Source organism: Candidatus Chlamydia sanziniae (assembly GCF_001653975.1).
Lineage (GTDB): Bacteria > Chlamydiota > Chlamydiia > Chlamydiales > Chlamydiaceae > Chlamydia > Chlamydia sanziniae.
Genome location: NZ_CP014639.1, coordinates 1,046,545 through 1,064,956, shown reverse-complemented (window position 1 = coordinate 1,064,956; position 18,412 = coordinate 1,046,545). Strand labels below are relative to the sequence as shown.

Below are 18,412 nucleotides of genomic sequence, written 5' to 3'. Positions count from 1 at the left end.
GAAAAAGGCAAACCTTATTTTTGGAGCGTATTTTAATTGTTTACAAATTCCTGCGCCTTTAAGAGACTAAGAAGATATAAGGATAGATATATGACGCACCAAGCAGCTGTCTTGTACCAAGATAATAAACTCGATGTCTCCTTAAGACCTAAGGGATTATACGAGTTTTGTGGACAGGAGAGCCTAAAAGAACGTTTAGATTTATTTCTTCGCGCAGCTCTACAACGTGGAGAAGCTCCAGGGCATTGCCTGTTTTTCGGTCCTCCTGGATTGGGAAAAACTTCCTTAGCTCATATTGTTGCTCGTACAATAGGTAAGGGTTTAGTTACTACGTCAGGCCCACAATTGGTAAAGCCTTCAGATCTTCTAGGATTATTAACAAGCTTACAGGAGGGAGATGTTTTCTTTATTGATGAAATCCATCGTATGGGGAAAATCGCAGAAGAATATCTTTATCCTGCTATGGAAGATTTTAAAGTAGACATTACGATTGATTCAGGCCCTGGAGCTCGTTCTGTTCGTGTAGATCTTGCTCCTTTTACCTTAGTAGGAGCAACAACGCGATCAGGAATGCTAAGCGAACCTTTAAGAACGCGGTTTGCTTATAGTGCCAGACTTTCTTATTATTCAGATCAAGATCTTACGGAGATTCTCTTGCGATCAGCACATCTTCTTGGTTTAAAGGTAGAGTCCTACGCATTAGAAGCCATAGCGAAACGTTCCCGAGGAACACCACGCCTTGCGAACCACCTTCTGCGTTGGGTAAGAGATTTTGCACAAATGCGTGAAGGAAACTGTATAAATGGCGACGTAGCACAAAAAGCTTTAGCTATGCTATTAATAGATGAGTGGGGATTAAATGAAATAGATATGAAATTTCTCACTACAATAATCGATTACTATCAAGGTGGTCCTGTTGGAATCAAAACTTTATCGGTGGCAGTTGGGGAAGATATTAAAACCCTAGAAGATGTTTATGAGCCTTTTTTAATTTTAAAAGGTTTAATTAAAAAAACGCCACGAGGCAGGATGGTTACCCAGCTTGCTTATAACCACTTAAAAAAGCATGCAGCGAATTTACAAAATTTAGGAGAAGGGAAGTGAAAATATCGAAACACATATTGATAGGTCTTTCCCTTGCTATAAACATAATAGGATATGCAGAAGTTAAGGTATCGGATACTTTTATTAAGCAGGATGTGCTCGCTGAGCCTAAGGTTCGTGTGCTTCTTTTGCGTGAAAGTACCACAGCATTAATCGAAGCGAAGGGTGCCTATCGTGTTTATGGAGATAATGTTTTATTACAGACTGCCGCACAAGGGCAGCGTTGTGCCGTACATGCATTATACGAAGGTATTCGCTGGGGTGAGCATTATCCAGGCGTGCAATGTTTAAAAATTGAGCCTGCTGAGGTTACAGCTTCACTTTTTTTAAATGGTATACAATACCAAGGTTCCTTGTATATCCACCAAACGGCAGATCATTGTATTAGGATTTCTAATGAAGTGACAATTGAAGATTATCTCAAGTCAGTTCTCTCTATAAAATATCTTAGAGAACTTGATAAGGAAGCTTTATCGGCTTGCGTGATTCTAGAAAGAACAGCTTTGTACGAAAAGTTATTAGCTAAAAATCCTCAAAATTTCTTTCACCTTAAAGCTGAGGAAGAAGGCTATGCAGGATTTGGTGTGACTAAACAGTTTTATGGTGTAGAAGAAGCTGTAGATTGGACAGCACGTCTTGTTATAGATAGTCCTGAGGGGTTAGTTGTAGATGCAGATAGCCTTCTTAAATCCCATGTGGATCGTTTTGCTATTGAAGGGTACAATGCGCGTCAGATTTTAGAACAATTTTATAAAAATATTGATTTTGTTGTCATAGAATCTTGGGACGAAGATTGTGAAAGAGAAATCAGCTAAGTCTCTTTTGCTTGACTGATTGCTATAAGAATAGTATGTGGAGAAAGTTTCGTAATTCCTGAGTACAAAATACGAGAAGAAAAACCCTCCATACTATTAGCAATGAGTTGGTAGGAAAGAAAATGCGGTCTGACTTTAGGCAAGGCTATGGAGATTTCATCTATGCCTATGTAGAATGCTGCATACAAGCTGGAGTTATCTAATTTTAAATCAAAAGCTAAAAAAGAACTTGGTTGCCATAGGATAGGATGCCCAGAAGCATCTAGCCATGAAATTTTTTTTGCATTAAGGAATCCTTGATTAAACATTTTCTTATGCGTTTTTCGAAAATGAATCAGCTCACAAAGAAAATTTACAAGATTGGAATTTTCTTTAAGACGATCCCAGAGAAAATGATTGGCTGTAGTATCTAATGCCCAACGATTGTTATTTCCTTGAGCTGTATGTCCATACTCGTCTCCTGATTGAATCATCGGAATTCCTTGAGAGAGGAAAAGGGTAAGGAAGAAATTGCGAAGTTGCCTTTGCCTTATCTCAATGATGTCAAGATTCTGTGTTTCTCCTTCAACTCCAAAATTGTAACTATAGTTTACATTTGTGCCATCACGGTTATTCTCCCCATTTTCTTGGTTATGCTTATAGTTATAGGATACCGTATCGTATAGTGTGAAACCGTCATGACAGCTAACATAATTAATGGAGTTGGTAGGAGAGCCCTGAGAATAGAGATCTTGAGATCCAGAAATTCGGGAAGCAAAAGTACTAAGCAGATTCTGATTTCCATTAAGAAATGCTTTGATATTATCCCTATAGGCACCATTCCATTCACTCCAACGAGAGGAAAAAGAAGAAAAATATCCTAGTTGGTATAAACCTCCTGAATCCCAGGGTTCTGCAATAATTTTAGTCTGGGTAAGTAAGGGATCAAAAGATATAGCTTCTAAAACAGGAGAAAACTCCAGAGGAGTTCCTGAAGGTCCTCGAGAAAATATAGAAGCTAGATCAAAACGAAACCCATCCACATGCATTTCTTCTACCCAATAACGCAAAGCGTCAAGAATCCATTGGGTTGTAGGTGCTCGGTTTGTATTTAAAGTATTGCCACAGCCTGAATAATTTGTGAAAGTACCTTGGTCATCTAAAAGATAGTACGAGGGAGTATCAATCCATGGAAGAGGACACGTAGTGCCTTCCCATCCTGTGTGATTAAAAACTACGTCAAGAATGACTTCGATTTCTGCTTTATGTAAGGTTTTTACTAAAGTCTTAAACTCACGGATAGGAGCACAAGGATCAGAGGCATAAGCATAGCGTCGGCAAGGAGAAAAGCAATTTACTGGTGCATAACCCCAATAATTGCACAAATGAGGAAATTTTGAACTTTTAAAGGGATGAGAAGTTTCATCAAACTCAAAGATAGGTAAAAGCTCAACAGCATTTATCCCTAATTTACGCAGGTGATCAATTTTTTCGATAATTCCTAAAAATGTACCCCGAGCTTCTACTTGAGAAGTTGCTGCCCAGGTAAATGAACGGACGTGCATCTCATAAATAATCATCTCTTCTTTCGGAAGATGTAAAGGTGTATCACCATCCCAAGAAAATTCTTCTTTTTTTAAATAAGAGAATGCGTAATCCCCGTTTTTTTTTGTGGCACCAAAAATTTGTGGCGAACGAAGATTTTTTGCATAAGGGTCAGCAAGGTACTCTTTAGAAGCATATTGTGAATATCTTTTCTTGGGACCATTGACACGAAATGCATAAGACCATTGATTTGAAATTCCTTCAATCTCTATATGCCAAATTGCACCTGTTTGATGTTTTTTAGGGGATAAGGGGATCTCTATGATCTCAGAATCTTCAGAAGACAAAGCAAGAATTACTTCTGTGGCTTGAGAAGCGAATAAAGCAAAGCGATAACGCTGTGGAGTCACTTGCATTGCCCCAAGGGGTAAAGGTGAGGTTGGGTAAGAAGTAATTTTTGTCATTGCTAATTCGATAGCATAATGGGGAGTGAAAGACAAGAGAGTTTTTGGTTTTAAGCTTTTGAAATCATTTACTAACAAATCAGTATTATGTTAACTTAAAGTAACAATAATTTATTACAAGGAGATTCCCTCATGTCTAGGCAAAATGCTGAGGAAAATCTAAAAAATTTTGCTAAAGAACTTAAGTTACCTGACGTAGCTTTTGATCAAAATAACACTTGCATTTTGTTTGTTGATGGTGAGTTTTCCCTTCATCTTACTTATGAAGAGCATTCAGATCGCCTTTATGTTTACGCTCCTTTATTGGATGGACTTCCTGATAATTCTCAAAGAAAATTAGCATTATATGAAAAGCTGTTGGAGGGCTCGATGCTGGGTGGCCAGATGGCAGGTGGAGGTGTCGGAGTCGCAACGAAAGAGCAACTCATTCTTATGCATTGTGTTTTAGATATGAAGTATGCTGAAACCAACCTATTAAAGGCTTTTGCTCAGCTATTTATCGAAACTGTTGTCAAATGGCGGACCGTATGCGCAGATATTTGTGCTGGTAGGGAGCCTTCCGTAGATACAATGCCTCAAATGCCTCAAACTGGTGGGGGAATACAGCCTCCTCCTACAGGAATTCGTGCTTAATACACTTAGGGTTACAATGTCTTTCCCCTGTTGGACGAACAAAGGCATTGTATTCTTTCCCTGTTTTTCCCTTTAAATGACAGATACAGGTGTTGTTGTTTCTGAATTATTAATATTTTATCCTTCATTTATTTTAATTAATAAGCAAAGTGCATAAGATGCATAGGGTGAGCTAAAGGAACATGCTTTTCACAGCGTAGGAATATCAAAAGTAAGAAGTTAAGAGGCAATATTATGATGTTTGGATATTTTGCAGGCTATCTTGGAGCCGATCCCGAAGAACGAATGACTTCAAAGGGAAAACGTGTTGTCGTACTTAGAGTAGGAGTTAAAACTCGTATGGGAATGAAAGATGAGACTGTTTGGTGTAAGTGCAATATTTGGCATAACCGTTATGATAAAATGCTTCCTTACTTAAAAAAAGGTTCCGGCGTTATTGTCGCTGGAGATATTGCTGTCGAGAGCTATATGAGCAAAGATGGGTCACCCCAAGCTTCTTTAGTCATCAGTGTGGATTCTTTAAAGTTCAGCCCTTTTGGAAAGAGTGAGGGAGGACGGTCTCTAGCCTTGGAAGAGAATCACTCCTCTACGTCTTATGAATCTGTTGAATCTGTAGCTATGGGCTTTGAAGGAGAGACCTTGGACGCTGAGGCTATTAAAGATAAGAACATGTATGCAGGCTATGGACAAGAACAACAATATGTCTGTGAAGATGTTCCTTTTTAAGCATTTTGAATTAAATACTTTTGATAAAAGTGGAGAAGGGTCGTGGTTTTATTTTATACCCAAGCTTCTTGGAAAAACCGAGGGAAAGCTGAAGCTATAGTCTTGCCGTTTTGGCATTTTAAAGAAGCAAAAATTGCCACCTCTTGTGGAGCAGAGTATGTATCGTGTTATCTTCCTGCTTTAGAGAATTTTAAAGGTAAACATGGAGAAGTTGAGCTTGTTTATAATAGTATCAAGTCTAAGGAAACACGAACCATTGTCTTAGGGTTAGGAAAAGTAGAAGAACTGACTCCACATCGTGTTTTTCTTGCCTATGTTAAGTTGACTCGGGTGTTAAGAAAAGCTAAATGTCGTACCATCAATATTATTTTACCGACGCTCTCTGAATTACGGTTGTCTGCTGAGGAGTTTATATCGGCTTTAGCTGGAGGAGTTCTCTCGTTAAATTACGATTACCCTCGTTACAACAAGCGGGAGTACACTGACGAACCCTTAATTATCAAGGCTACTGTTTTTGGCATTGTACCTAAAATTGCTGATAGCATCTTTAGAAAGCAAGAAGCTATATTTGAAGGCGTTTACTTAACTAGAGATTTAGTTAATCGGAATGCTGATGATATCACTCCTCAGAAGCTTGCTGAAATTGCCCAGGGGTTGGGGAAGGAGTTCCCTAGCATTGATACTAAGATTTTAGATAAAGAGGCAATATTAAAAGAAAAAATGGGTTTACTTACTGCCGTTGCTAAAGGCTCTGCTGTTGACCCTTACTTTATTGTCCTTCGTTACCAAGGACGCCCAAAGTCTAAAGATCATACTGTACTCATAGGTAAGGGAGTCACTTTTGATTCTGGAGGCTTGGATCTCAAGCCCGGAAAATCTATGCTGACTATGAAAGAGGATATGGCAGGAGGAGCTACAGTACTTGGCATTTTGTCAGGATTAGCAGCTTTGGAGCTACCTGTAAATGTTACAGGTCTTATTCCTGCAACAGAGAACGCAATTGATAGCAGATCCTATAAAATGGGAGATGTGTATGTCGGAATGTCGGGACTCTGTGTGGAAATTGGTAGTACCGATGCTGAGGGACGTTTGATCCTTGCCGATGCTATTTCCTATGCTTTAAAGTATTGTAACCCAACTCGAATTGTAGATGTTGCCACCTTAACAGGAGCTATCGTAATCTCTTTGGGGGAGGGAGTCGCAGGTTTATTTTCTAATAACGATATCTTAGCACAAGATCTGTTGGAGGCTTCTGCTGAAACTTCCGAATCTTTATGGAGACTGCCACTTGTGGAAAAATATGAGCAGGCGTTGCATTCGGATATTGCCGATATGAAAAATATAGGGAATAACCGTGCCGGGGCAATTACTGCCGCTCTTTTTCTTCAGCGTTTTTTAGAAGAGACTCCTGTAGCCTGGGCTCATTTAGATATTGCTGGTACGGCATATCATGAAAAAGAAGAGGATTCTTTTCCTAAATATGCTTCAGGCTTTGGAGTGCGGTGTATTCTTTATTATTTAGAAAAGTTTTGCTCCAAGTGATTACTTTTTAGTTTATTAAAAGTTAGTAACAATTTTTTATTCTATTTGTTAGTGAAATAAAATCCTAATTTATTAAAGTTTTTCAATTTCCTGTCGATAGATCAGGTAAGTAATTACCTGTCTAATGAGGGGAATGCAACAATGTTAGGAGCACAAAAAAAACGTAGTGGCAAGAAGACAGCAACTAGAACTGTCCGTAAGCCTGCTAGAAAAGTTGCTGCTACACGTACGGTTAAAAAGACTACAACTCGTAAACCAGTAGCTAAAAAACCTGTTCGTAAGATAGTAGCTAAAAAATCTGTTCGTAAACCAGTAGCTAAAAAAGCTACTTGTAAGATGGTAGCTAAAAAGGCTACGGCTTGTAAACCAGCAGCTAAAAAATCTGTTCGTAAACCAGTAGCTAAAAAACCTGCAGTTCGTAGAACTACTGCTAAGAAAGCAATAGTCCGTAAGCCTGTTAAAAAAGTTGCTGCTACACGTACGGTTAAAAAGACTACAGCTCGTAAACCAGCTGCCAAGAAGATAGCTGCTCATAAAGGTGCTGTAAAAAAAACAACTGCTTGTGCTTTGGCATGTCATAAAAAACACAAACACACAGCAACATGCAAGCGTGTATGTTCGTCGACAGCAACCAGAAAGCCTGCTTCAAAGAGTCGTGTTCGCACAGCTCATGGCTGGCGTCACCAGTTGATTAAATTAATGTCTCAATAATCATACAATCTTGTTGTGAGGTCTAGAACTAACGGTGCGGAGGATTTCTTTCTTCTCACCGTTTTTTTTGTAAAGATTTTTTAATTCATTAGAGTTCTGCTATACGATTACAAAAATAGCAGGTATAGTAGATTTCTCAGTTGGAATGTTTTTTTAGGTTTTTTAGAGGATGTACAAGTCTCTAACTCGTTTTGATGATTTCTCTCAGCTTTATAAAGAGAAATTGCCTGCAATAGCTTTTATCGGACTCTCTGTTGAGGAGGATAAGGATGTCCTTGTGGAAGCGTTAACTTCTGGAAAATGCCAAGAAATCGACGGCTCAGGATTGACAGAACACACTTTAGCTTTATGGACAGAGAATTACGAGCTTTTTAGCATGCATAAGACAGTTGTCATTTCGAAAGTTGATAAGCTTAGAGAAGAAACTAGAGATTTCCTTATTCGTTATGCAAAAAACCCTCAGCCTCAACTTACCTTACTTTTAATGACCGCAAAGCAGGAGTGCTTTCGGAGATTATGCCAATCTTTGCCTTTTGTACTCTCTTTAAGTTTGTTTAGAGAGTGGCCTATAGATCGTGAGAAACGCTTAGCATTGTTACTTTCCCAGCGTGCTTTATGCCTAGGGATGAACTGCTCACCCTCTTTAGCCTCTCTTTTTTTACGTAAGCTTGCTGATATTTCTGTTCATGATGTTTTTAACGAGTTTGATCAGCTTTTGTGTAGAGTGGGTAAGAAGGATTCTTTGGATTCTTTGGATATTGAAAATTTCGTTACTAAAAAAGAGCGTGTTTCTTTATGGAAGTTTCGTGACGCCCTTCTAAAAAGGGAAGTCTCTCAAAGTCATCAGTTACTGCATATCTTATTGAATGAACGGGGGGAAGATCCCTTGGGAATGATTGCTTTTCTACGTTCTCAATGTCTCTACGGCTTACGTGGTCTTGAAGAGACCCCTAAGGATAGTAAATATCGTCTTTTTGTCTTTTACGGTAGAGAGAGGCTGTACCAGGCCTTAAGCTCTCTTTTTTATACAGAAAGCTTGATTAAGAAGAATATACAGGATCCTGTCGTTGCTATCGAAACTTTAGTAATTAAAATGACAAAATTATGACTTTATATCTTCTTCCCAATACCTTAGGCAATCGTCGTGTGGAAACGTTGCCTACAATCCTTAGTGAGTTAATTCCAAAAATACATGGACTGATTGTAGAGAGCGATCGTAGCGGTAGAGTATTTCTAAGTCTATGGAAAGTTCCCGAGGTTCATAAATTCCCTATAGCGGTTCTAAATAAGAATGATCGCTCAGAAAAGGGATGCGATTTTTACCTCGAACCTTTACTTAAGCATGGGGAAAATTGGGGCTTGCTCTCTGATTCAGGGCTTCCTTGTATTGCAGATCCCGGAGCAAATTTGGTACGTCGTGCTCGTATTCTTGGCATTTCTGTTCAAGCGTTTTCTGGGCCCTGCTCTATAACACTGGCCTTGATGCTTTCTGGTTTCCCTGCGCAGAATTTTGTGTTTCTTGGTTATTTACCTCACGTTCCGAAGGAACGTTTTAATTATATTAAAGCCCTTGCAAAGAGAGGTTCTACCTTTGTTTGTATAGAAACTCCTTATCGCAATGTTCATACGTTTCACACCCTTATAGATGCTTTACCTACTCACGCTGAGCTTTGCATTGCCTCAAATCTTTCCGAAGAAGAGGAATACGTGCAGACACGATCTGTGGAAGCTTGGCAATGTTCAGACCTTAGTGTTGTGAAAACAAAGATTTCTAAGATTCCTACAGTCTTTGTTTTTCATTTTCCTAGGACAATGCATCAACAGTCTTGTCTTCTTCCAGGGCATTCCCGTAAAAAAAAGACTTCGAATACTCAGTAATATATTTGTCTGTATTTCATCCTTGCTCTAGAAGGGAGATAGCCTGCGCGTCTTTATGAATAGAGAGGGGGAAAAATCAGAAGCTCTCTATTTAAAAAGAAAAATTCATAACGGCTTCCGCAATTGTATCATGAAATAAACGACCTTGTGTATTTAAGAAGAGAAATTCTTCACTGCAATCTAAGAAGGAATTTAAAATTGGATTGTTGATGAGCATGATAAGAAGCTCAGGGGGAAAATCTCTCCAGCGAACTCCTTGACTAAGGCGTAACCGTAAAGCTAAAGCTTCTTTGATTTTTTCTTTTTCCGGAAGTATTTCTGAAGATTCTTCCGTAGGGAGGTTTTTCTGAATAGCACGCAGGTAGTGAGAAATTCGAGTGTAGTTTTTTGATCGTTTTCCATCCAGATATTGAGATGCGGAGACTCCTAGTCCTAAGAAGGGACGATCAGTCCAATAATAGAGATTGTGTTTAGAAAGAAAATTAGGTTTTGCGTAAGAGCCTAACTCATAATGATCGAAACCGTAGGTGGAAAGTTGTTGTTCTGCTAGAAGATGCATGGTTGCTAATGTGTCTTCTCTGGCGATTGAGGGGATCAGTGCATTGCGGTGTTTATAGAAGGAAGTCTGAGGGTCTAGAGTGAGGTTATAGATAGAGAGGTGCGTGAGAGGTAGAGCAAGAGCTTGTTGCACATCAGTAAGAAAAGTCTCAAGAGATTGAGTAGGAAGGCCATAAATTAGGTCTATGGAGATATTGGTAAAACCGTAAGAGCGACAACGTAGAATTGCTTGGATAGCTGATAAAGAGGAGTGCGTGCGACCTAGAAGTTTCAGTAGGGGGTCATCAAAAGTCTGAACTCCTAAGCTTACTCTGTTTATTGAAGTTTCTTGTAGCTGTTCGAGATAGCACGCATTAAGGTGCTCAGGATTTGCTTCTAAGGTGATTTCTTGAGCTTGGGAAGCCAATATCTTCGCAATATTTTGAAGCTCAGAAGGTGGGATAAGAGAGGGAGTCCCTCCTCCAAAGAAAAGAGTATCAATAAAGTAATGTTCTGCAAGAGACTCGAATTTTCTTAATCCTTCGTGGATAATCGCATTACAATATGAGGAAATTAACTCTGGCTTATAGGGAATCGTATAGAAACTACAATAATGACATTTTTTGCTACAAAAAGGAATATGAATGTAAAGTGCTAATGGGGACTTTACCATTCATTTGCGTCAGGATCAATAATGCCTCCTCGTCTCCAACGATTACGGTCACTGAAAGGATCTTCATCATCTTCGTGAGAATAGTCAATTTCTACAGCACCTTCTTCCCTTGCTTCATCGTTAAGATCAAGCTCTACAGTTTCTCCCGGATCGATATCGATTTCGGTTTCTGTAGGCTCAACAAATTCGATATCAGACATGCTAGGACCATCAGGATACACCGTTTTTGCAGGACTACGTCGTGGCGTCACATACTCTTCAATTTCTCCATTTTCTTTGAGGAGCTGAAGACGCTCCTTCTCTTCATAAATTTTATGCTCTAAGAGTCGAATTTCTTCTTCATGCCTACTAATTTCTTTTTTTGGCACCAAACCTAATTCTAACCATTGAGTAAGGTCGTGAAGTTCAGACTCGAGTTTTTTCAAACGTTCGCTTTTCATCTAGAGGCTACCATACTGTATTTCGAGAGCAGGTGTACAGTATTTTGCGGTTTTTTTCAACTATAGAAAAAAAACAAAGATTATTTTTTTTGAAAAATAAAAATTTGTTATGAAACAAAAACTTATGTCGTATATCTACAGAGAATAATTCCCTATGGATTCTGAGTTTATTGAACACATCCATTCTTCAGATATGGATTGGATCGAGTCCATGTATGAAAGGTTTTTAAACCGTGAAACTCTAGATCCTTCATGGAAGTATTTTTTTGAAGGATACCAATTAGGACAAGCGGAATCTTCTTGTAGAGAAAAAATAACGAATAACGATGCTTACGTTTCCTTACAAGAGAAAAAGGCCCAGTTTTTATGTACGGTCTATCGTTACTATGGATATTTACAGAGTCAGATTTCTCCCCTATCTCCACCTAAAAATTCCTTATTAATTCAGGAGAAGATTGCCAAGATAGACCTCCAGGAAGTCGTTCCTTCTTTAGGACTCCTTCCCCAAGATCAAGTTTCTGTAGATGAGCTTATTGAAGCATTGAAAGCGTACTACTGCCGTAGCATTACTGTGGAGACCCTAGGGTGCATTCCCGAACTCCAAGAGTTTGTTTGGAAACTCATGGAGGGGCCGAAACAAAAACTCTCTGCCCAGCAACTTATGCGCTCTTATCGAGATCTTTGTAAAGCAACATTCTTCGAAGAGTTTTTGCAAGTAAAGTTTACAGGGCAAAAACGCTTTTCCCTGGAAGGAGGAGAGACTTTAATTCCTATGCTTGAGCATCTTACACATTATGGTGTTACCCTGGGCATCAAGAATTACGTTTTAGGCATGGCTCATCGTGGACGTTTGAATGTGTTGACGAACGTGTTTTCGAGGCTCTATCGCTATGTATTTATGGAATTCGAGGATGATCCTAAAACTCGTGGATTGGATAGCGTTGGGGATGTGAAGTATCATAAAGGCTATGTTGCTAAGTCTTTGCGTGAGAATGGCGAAGAAATCACTTTTGTGATGCTCCCTAACCCAAGTCATTTAGAAGCCGTAGATCCTGTTGTGGAAGGAGTAGTTGCTGCATTGCAGCATGAAGGGAAAGCTGGAGAAGAACAAAACTGCTTGGCCGTACTTGTTCATGGAGATGCAGCCTTTTCAGGACAGGGGGTTGTATACGAAACTCTGCAATTAAGCCAAGTCCCAGGGTACACCACAGAGGGGACCTTACATATTGTAATCAATAACTATATAGGCTTTACTGCTGAACCTCAAGAATCACGATCAACACCTTATTGTACTGACATTGCAAAAATGTTGGGAATCCCTGTGTTTCGTGTGAATGGGGAAGATGTTCTTGCATGCCTTGAGGCTGTAGAACACGCATTAAAAGTTCGAGAACGCTTTCATTGCGATGTCATTATAGATTTCTGTTGTTATCGCAAGTATGGTCATAATGAAAGTGATGACCCGTCCATCACATCTCCTTTGCTTTATGATCAGATTAAGAAAAAACCTACCATTAGGGAAATTTTTAAAAAGAAGTTGCTCAAAGAAGGTTCCTCGGAAATTTCCCCATCCGTGTTAAGCTCTATTGAACAGGAAGTTCACAATAAGCTTAATAGTGAATTTCAAACTTTAAAAGACAAGGAATCCCAGCATTTTCCAAAACGAGAATGCTGTCATTGCAATAGATTACAAAATGGCGAGCTCATTCTCCATGATTTAGATGTTGCCTTGGACTGCAACACAATAGTTCATATTAGCTCACGGCTTTGTAGTCTTCCTAAGAATTTCACTCCCCATCCCAAAATTAAAGCATTACTAGATAAGAGAATGAAGATGGCCGAGGGTTTAGTAGGTTATGATTGGGCAATGGCAGAGGAACTCGCCTTTGCTTCTTTATTGATAGAAGGTTATGGTTTACGACTCTCAGGTCAAGATTCTGTCCGTGGGACGTTTAGCCAGCGTCATCTACTTTGGAGTGATATAACCACGGGAGATACCTATTCGCCATTATATAATCTATCTGCCGATCAAGGCTCTGTGGAAATGTACAACTCTCCACTTTCTGAGTATGCTGTTTTAGGTTTTGAATATGGCTATGCCCAGCAAGCTTTGAAAACTCTTGTATTATGGGAAGCCCAGTTTGGGGATTTTGCTAATGGCGCTCAGATTGTTTTCGATCAGTATATCTCATCGGGAATCCAAAAATGGGATTTACATTCCGATATTGTTCTTCTCCTGCCTCATGGGTATGAAGGGCAGGGGCCTGAGCATTCTTCAGCGCGCATTGAACGGTATTTACAACTTGCTGCAAATTGGAATTTCCAAGTGGTTTTACCTTCAACTCCAGTGCAATATTTCCGAATTCTTCGTGAACATACAAAAAGAGATCTTTCTTTGCCTTTGGTTATCTTTACTCCTAAGCTGTTACTAAGGCACCCCCAATGTGTAAGTACAATTGAGGAATTTGCAGAGCCTGGAGGATTCCGATCTATTCTCGAAGACCCGGATCCTAATTATGACGCTACTATTTTAGTGCTTTGTGTAGGAAAAGTTTATTATGATTATAGAGAAGCCCTTCCTGAAGAGCGAGGTAAGGATTTTGCTTGTTTGCGTACGGAGAGTCTTTATCCTTTATCTCTTGAGGATTTAGTACAATGTATTGACAAGTATTCTAGGGTGGAGCACTACGTTTGGTTGCAAGAAGAGCCTAGCAATATGGGAGCTTACGACTATATGTTCATGGCGTTACAGGACGTTTTGCCTAAGAAACTGGTATGTATAGGGCGTCCACGTAGTAGCTCTACAGCCTCAGGATCTGCGAAACTTAGTCGTCAGGAGTTTTTAACATTTATGCAAACACTATTTGCTTTAAGGTAAGGTATGACTACGGAAGTTCGAATTCCCAATATTGCTGAGTCAATTAGTGAGGTAACTATTGCCTCGTTATTGGTAACTACAGGTAGCCTTGTCCAAGAGAATCAAGGAATCGTAGAAATCGAAAGCGAAAAGTTAAATCAGCTAATTTATGCACCTGTTTCAGGTCGTATTTTTTGGGAGGTTACTGAAGGGGATGTTGTTGCTGTTGATAGTGTGGTTGCTAAAATTGATAATACGAATCAAATTGAGAGTATGTCAGATGACGGATCAACGCGAACTTTAGATGCGGAAATTATTTGCTTTCCTCAGTCAGGAGTTCGGGAACCTCCTGCTACAAACAAGACTTTTGTTCCTCTTCGTGATAGACATCTTCATGATGAACATCCCTCTACTTTTTCAAATTCTAGAGAGGAATTTCGTGAACGGATGTCTTCAATTCGCAAGACAATTTCCCGTCGTTTGCTTTCTGCGTTGCATGAATCTGCCATGCTCACTACCTTTAATGAGGTGCATATGACGCCTCTTCTAAAGCTTAGAAAGGAAAAACAACAGCGGTTTGTCGAACGTTATGGGGTGAAGTTAGGCTTTATGTCTTTTTTTATTAAAGCTGTCCTAGAGGCTTTGAAAGCCTATCCACGTATGAATGCTTTTATTGATGGAGAAGAAATTGTTTATCGTCACTATTACGACGTTTGTATTGCCGTAGGTACGGATCGTGGACTTGTTGTTCCTGTTATTCGTGACTGTGATACACTCTCCAGTGGGGAGATCGAACAGAAACTTGCAGATTTGGCTGCTCGGGCACGCGATGCCCAGCTTGCTCTTTTTGAACTAGAAGGGGGAGGCTTTACAATCACTAATGGAGGGGTGTATGGTTCCTTACTGTCCACTCCTATTATCAATCCTCCACAAGTAGGGATTCTGGGAATGCATAAGGTGGAAAAGCGTCCCGTAGTTCTTGATGATGCGATTATTATTGCTGACATGATGTATATTGCTTTGAGTTATGATCACCGGATTATTGATGGCAAGGAAGCCGTAAGCTTCCTAGTCAAGGTTAAAGATGGCATTGAACAACCAGAAACTCTACTCGATTTATAGTTGTTGGTCTTGAGATTTTTTCCTCTATACGTTGAACTTTATTCTTCATGTTTTTGACCATATGTTAGTTTTTCATTGGGTTTTTAGTATTGTCCGTGATGTATAGGTAAAACCCTTCTTTAAGAGCTTTTCTCAGAGCTTTTTTAACCTCTGGGGATAGGTTAGGATCAAGTTTAAGTAACTTTTTTTCTTCCTCAGTGATACCTGTTTCATGCTCTAGTTTAGAAGAAGGAGGTAGTGATGAAGGGCTAGTTTTAGTGTTGATGGCTGCTTTTTTAGCAGCTGTAGATAATGCTGAGAGTAGTACGGGTCTAAGGAAGTTTTGGTATCCGTAAATAGAATATCCATTTGGGCGCTGAGGAGCAAAGATCGTAGGAGCATGGATATGGATTTTGTGTATTCCTGCTGCCATAAAGTCAAATAATAAATTTGTAAGAAATTTAAAGTTAAAAAGGAGTGTGGAGTCTTGTAAGAAAAGAGGGTAGTAAATTTCTCCTGGGTGTTGGTTTTTTATTTTTTGTAAGTCTTCTGGGTAATAATCCCAAGGAGTCCATAGAAGAATTATTCCTGAAGGGGATACTTCTTGTGGATCTCGATTCAACCATGGAAATAGTTTCCATAATCCTGGTTGTTTCTGGGTATTCATGCTTTCTTTGGCAGCTGCTAAAGTACCTTTCTGCAAGTGTACTTCTAGTTGTCTCAGAAGAGTGATAGAAGGTATGTTTTTATCCTTCGGTCCAGTTTTTGGATGAAGGAAGAAAAGTGTATGTACACCTTTACTATGATCACGAATAGTGGGGAAATTAGAGATTTGTGCTGTAATAAGCTTTATCTGAGGTAAGAATTTTAATGAGTAGATAAGAATGTCCCTTGCACCGGGAATCTCAATATTTTCAGGTAATATTGTTGTAGCAGGATGGTAAAGCTCCTCAAGATTTATTGCACATCGATGGGGAATTTTTTGTTCTATTTTTGGTGTTTTCGGTTCCAGGAAATTAGGTACGCATTTAAAAATAAGTGTGGCTAGAAGTAATAAAGAAATTGTAGCTGCACCTAAAGAACATAGAATGGTAGTGACTAACCAGAAGGGAAAGCCTGTAGCCAAAAGTACCATACCTGTGATCGAAGTCCCTAGAAATAGAATTCCTGAAAGAACAAGAAGAACACAAAAAGTGATTTTTAGTACTTTCTTTAGTCTGGAGGATGTTGAAATTTCTTCATTGTTAACTGAGGATAGTTGCAAGGTCTGGAACCATAAGCGTACAGCCGTAGCATTTAAACATCCCATGAATTACCTTTTTGAATAGTTTTAATTAAAAAATAAAAATTTCTATTTTAATAGGAATTATTCTTTTTATAAAGAAAATTTTTTAATTTATTTTTTCAAATAAACAAAATACTTCGACTTTTAAAAAAGACAAAAAAACTGATTGATATATTAGAGTAGTTATTACAGTGACAAATAAATTGTAAAGAATCAATAACTCTTTATTAATTAAACAGCTGGAAAAACGAATTTTTTCTCAATCTATTTAATCTTATTAGAAATTCAAGAAAGGGAATCACTCTTTTAGAGGATTGCCACTCGCCTTAGTAAGATACAAAACAAATCCTTTATTTAGGATTTTTTGTAAATTTTTCTTCGCAATTTCGGAAAGCATGTCATCCTTTAGGGCGCTACTAGCTTGCTGGACTGCTTTACAAAGTCCGTTTAATAAATATGCTGGAAGGAGCTTAACAAACTTATTATCATAAGTAGAATTCCCTGTATGGTTTATTGGGTTAAAAGCGTCTTCAGCATGGAGATGCACCTCCGCCTTTCCTTGAGTCATGAGTTCGTAGAATAAGTATGTAAAATAGTATGTTGCGCATTTTTGGGGATTTGCGATGTATGGGGGAATATAGGAAGTATTTTTTGTGCTATCTAGCATTTTCTCAAGGTCGGCATTGTAATATCCCCAAGGACTCCAAGCCAGTATCAATTCTTCATTGCAGCTTTGTTGATTTATATCCTTATAAGGAAAACATTGCCAATATCCTTGACGTGGACAAATGTTCATTTCTCCTTTCATTTTATTCCAAGATTCGTCCCCTAAATCGGCTTGCAGATCAGTCAGAGGACTAGAAGAAGGTAAATTCAATGGACTTCTCACACTGTTTTCTGGAGGGAGGAGGAAAAGTCTGTGTAAGCAATTCTTTTCTTGAGGATAGATTGTTGGCAGATTCGGAGCTTGTGCAGTAATGAGTTTTATCTTTGGGGAAGCTTTTAGCTTATACTGTAGAATATTTTTTGCATTTAGTATTGGTAAATTTTTCTCTGAAGGTTCAGTGTGTAGGATATATGATTGTTCTAATGCTGATGATGTGAAGAAATTATTATAAGGTTTGGGTTTTGTTTCTAGAGTAGTTGTCGGCATCTTGATCCTAGGAAGATCAGGTTTTTTAATTACTCCTATTATTAGTAAAATAAGCATCAGTAAAATAGAGGTAATCATCATAGGGAGTAGAACAGCATACATTGTAGTTAGTGAAACACTAACATAAGATAAAACAGCAACTGCAACGAATATTCCAATAGATAATAGGATAGAAGCTACTTGAAAAATCCTGAGAAGAATCTCTTGAATTTTCTTTAAACGAGTTGCTTTAGAAGTTTGCCCTTCAATAGGTAAAGTTGGGGAGGTCTGTGTAAATTGTTTTGCATTTTGATTAGCTAATATTTTAGTCATATCCAACTCTGTGTTTAAAAACTTAATACTTAATAGTTAGGCAATTTTCGCACATTTTCTGATTTTTTGTATAAACAAAGCGCTTTTTTGTATTAAAAAATATTTTCATCAGGTTGCAATGAGAATATGGAAATAAGAATTTATACCATAGTGTTGAGAGACAAACATCGATATTTTACATTGAAATATTTTCACATACTTATGTTTAATACAAAGATTCGACATTCCTGATTTAGATCCTAACAAAGTCGTAATTGGCATTCCCAATGGCTCTAAGGCAATTTTATAAGATATGCCTTGTGTTCCCGGGGTAAGTAGGGTTATCTGGTTGATTTTAGAAAGATCAGGCTTTTGACTTCTACCTGCTCCTATTATTAGTAAAGCAACCCTCAGCAAAATAGAGACTATAATTATAGGGAGTAGAACAGTAGACATTGTAGTTAGTAAAACAGTGAGACATGATAAAACGATAACTACAACGAATATTCAATAGACAATAGGATAGAGGCTATTTGAAGAACACGAGAAGGAATCTCCGAAGTGCTCTTTAAGTGGATTGCTTTAGAAGTTTGCGTTTTACCATGTGTTGGGAGAGGCCATGGTTTGTTGTGAATTTTCTTTAGTCAATACGCTAATCATATCTAACTCTGTGTTTAA

At 38.6% G+C, this 18,412-nt stretch carries 16 protein-coding genes; 10 read left to right on the top strand and 6 right to left on the bottom strand.

Annotated elements, in window-relative coordinates; translation table 11 throughout:
• The first annotated feature begins 90 nt into the window (after window positions 1-90).
• Both ruvB and Cs308_RS04630 read left to right on the top strand, forming a co-directional pair.
• Entirely contained in the window at window positions 91-1,104 is a 1,014-nt protein-coding gene (gene ruvB / locus Cs308_RS04635; protein ID WP_066483134.1) for a Holliday junction branch migration DNA helicase RuvB, read from the top strand.
• On the top strand, window positions 1,101-1,919 hold the full coding sequence (locus Cs308_RS04630) for a SpoIID/LytB domain-containing protein (RefSeq protein ID WP_066483131.1): 819 nt from the start codon (window positions 1,101-1,103) through the stop codon (window positions 1,917-1,919). The genes ruvB and Cs308_RS04630 overlap by 4 nt, the downstream gene beginning before the upstream one ends.
• Here the strand turns inward: Cs308_RS04630 and Cs308_RS04625 are convergent.
• Entirely contained in the window at window positions 1,916-3,907 is a 1,992-nt protein-coding gene (locus Cs308_RS04625) for a glycogen debranching protein (protein WP_066483495.1), read from the bottom strand. The two genes, Cs308_RS04630 and Cs308_RS04625, sit on opposite strands and share 4 nt — an antisense overlap.
• A gap of 132 nt (window positions 3,908-4,039) precedes the next feature.
• Between Cs308_RS04625 and Cs308_RS04620 the strand changes: the two genes are divergently transcribed.
• From Cs308_RS04620 to Cs308_RS04595, 6 genes are all read left to right on the top strand, one after another.
• Window positions 4,040-4,540 carry a type III secretion chaperone Slc1 gene (locus tag Cs308_RS04620; RefSeq protein ID WP_066483129.1) on the top strand — a complete coding sequence of 167 codons (501 nt, stop codon included), beginning with the start codon at window positions 4,040-4,042 and terminating at the stop codon, window positions 4,538-4,540.
• 234 nt (window positions 4,541-4,774) lie between these two features.
• On the top strand, window positions 4,775-5,266 hold the full coding sequence (locus Cs308_RS04615) for a single-stranded DNA-binding protein (RefSeq protein WP_156506739.1): 492 nt from the start codon (window positions 4,775-4,777) through the stop codon (window positions 5,264-5,266).
• A 42-nt stretch (window positions 5,267-5,308) separates the two neighbouring features.
• Window positions 5,309-6,808, top strand: coding sequence for a leucyl aminopeptidase (locus Cs308_RS04610; protein ID WP_066483127.1), 1,500 nt, complete (start codon window positions 5,309-5,311; stop codon window positions 6,806-6,808).
• A 141-nt stretch (window positions 6,809-6,949) separates the two neighbouring features.
• Window positions 6,950-7,519 (top strand): histone H1-like repetitive region-containing protein, encoded by a 570-nt coding sequence (locus Cs308_RS04605; protein WP_066483120.1) that lies wholly within the window; start codon window positions 6,950-6,952, stop codon window positions 7,517-7,519.
• A gap of 169 nt (window positions 7,520-7,688) precedes the next feature.
• Window positions 7,689-8,627, top strand: a complete 939-nt coding sequence (locus Cs308_RS04600) for a hypothetical protein (protein WP_066483117.1) — start codon at window positions 7,689-7,691, stop codon at window positions 8,625-8,627.
• Complete coding sequence (locus tag Cs308_RS04595; protein WP_066483113.1) at window positions 8,624-9,397, top strand: SAM-dependent methyltransferase; 774 nt, start codon at window positions 8,624-8,626, stop codon at window positions 9,395-9,397. Before Cs308_RS04600 ends, Cs308_RS04595 begins: the two co-directional genes overlap by 4 nt.
• A gap of 91 nt (window positions 9,398-9,488) precedes the next feature.
• Here the strand turns inward: Cs308_RS04595 and hemW are convergent, their stop codons facing one another.
• Window positions 9,489-10,607, bottom strand: a complete 1,119-nt coding sequence (gene hemW, locus Cs308_RS04590) for a radical SAM family heme chaperone HemW (protein ID WP_066483109.1) — start codon at window positions 10,605-10,607, stop codon at window positions 9,489-9,491.
• A complete protein-coding gene (locus Cs308_RS04585; RefSeq protein WP_066483106.1) occupies window positions 10,601-11,047 on the bottom strand; it encodes a hypothetical protein in 447 nt (148 codons plus the stop codon). Before Cs308_RS04585 ends, hemW begins: the two co-directional genes overlap by 7 nt.
• Before the next feature lie 154 nt (window positions 11,048-11,201).
• On the opposite strand from Cs308_RS04585, the gene Cs308_RS04580 reads away from it, so the two are divergent.
• Both Cs308_RS04580 and Cs308_RS04575 read left to right on the top strand, forming a co-directional pair.
• Complete coding sequence (locus Cs308_RS04580; protein ID WP_066483103.1) at window positions 11,202-13,925, top strand: 2-oxoglutarate dehydrogenase E1 component; 2,724 nt, start codon at window positions 11,202-11,204, stop codon at window positions 13,923-13,925.
• A 3-nt stretch (window positions 13,926-13,928) separates the two neighbouring features.
• On the top strand, window positions 13,929-15,026 hold the full coding sequence (locus Cs308_RS04575) for a 2-oxo acid dehydrogenase subunit E2 (protein WP_066483100.1): 1,098 nt from the start codon (window positions 13,929-13,931) through the stop codon (window positions 15,024-15,026).
• Window positions 15,027-15,090: 64 nt separating this feature from the next.
• Here the strand turns inward: Cs308_RS04575 and Cs308_RS04570 are convergent, their stop codons facing one another.
• The 3 genes from Cs308_RS04570 to Cs308_RS04560 all read right to left on the bottom strand — a co-directional run bounded on the left by Cs308_RS04570 (window position 15,091) and on the right by Cs308_RS04560 (window position 18,190).
• Window positions 15,091-16,314 carry a hypothetical protein gene (locus Cs308_RS04570; RefSeq protein WP_066483098.1) on the bottom strand — a complete coding sequence of 408 codons (1,224 nt, stop codon included), beginning with the start codon at window positions 16,312-16,314 and terminating at the stop codon, window positions 15,091-15,093.
• A 274-nt stretch (window positions 16,315-16,588) separates the two neighbouring features.
• Complete coding sequence (locus Cs308_RS04565) at window positions 16,589-17,755, bottom strand: hypothetical protein (protein ID WP_066483096.1); 1,167 nt, start codon at window positions 17,753-17,755, stop codon at window positions 16,589-16,591.
• A gap of 108 nt (window positions 17,756-17,863) precedes the next feature.
• Complete coding sequence (locus Cs308_RS04560) at window positions 17,864-18,190, bottom strand: hypothetical protein (protein ID WP_066483094.1); 327 nt, start codon at window positions 18,188-18,190, stop codon at window positions 17,864-17,866.
• Window positions 18,191-18,412 lie beyond the last annotated feature (222 nt).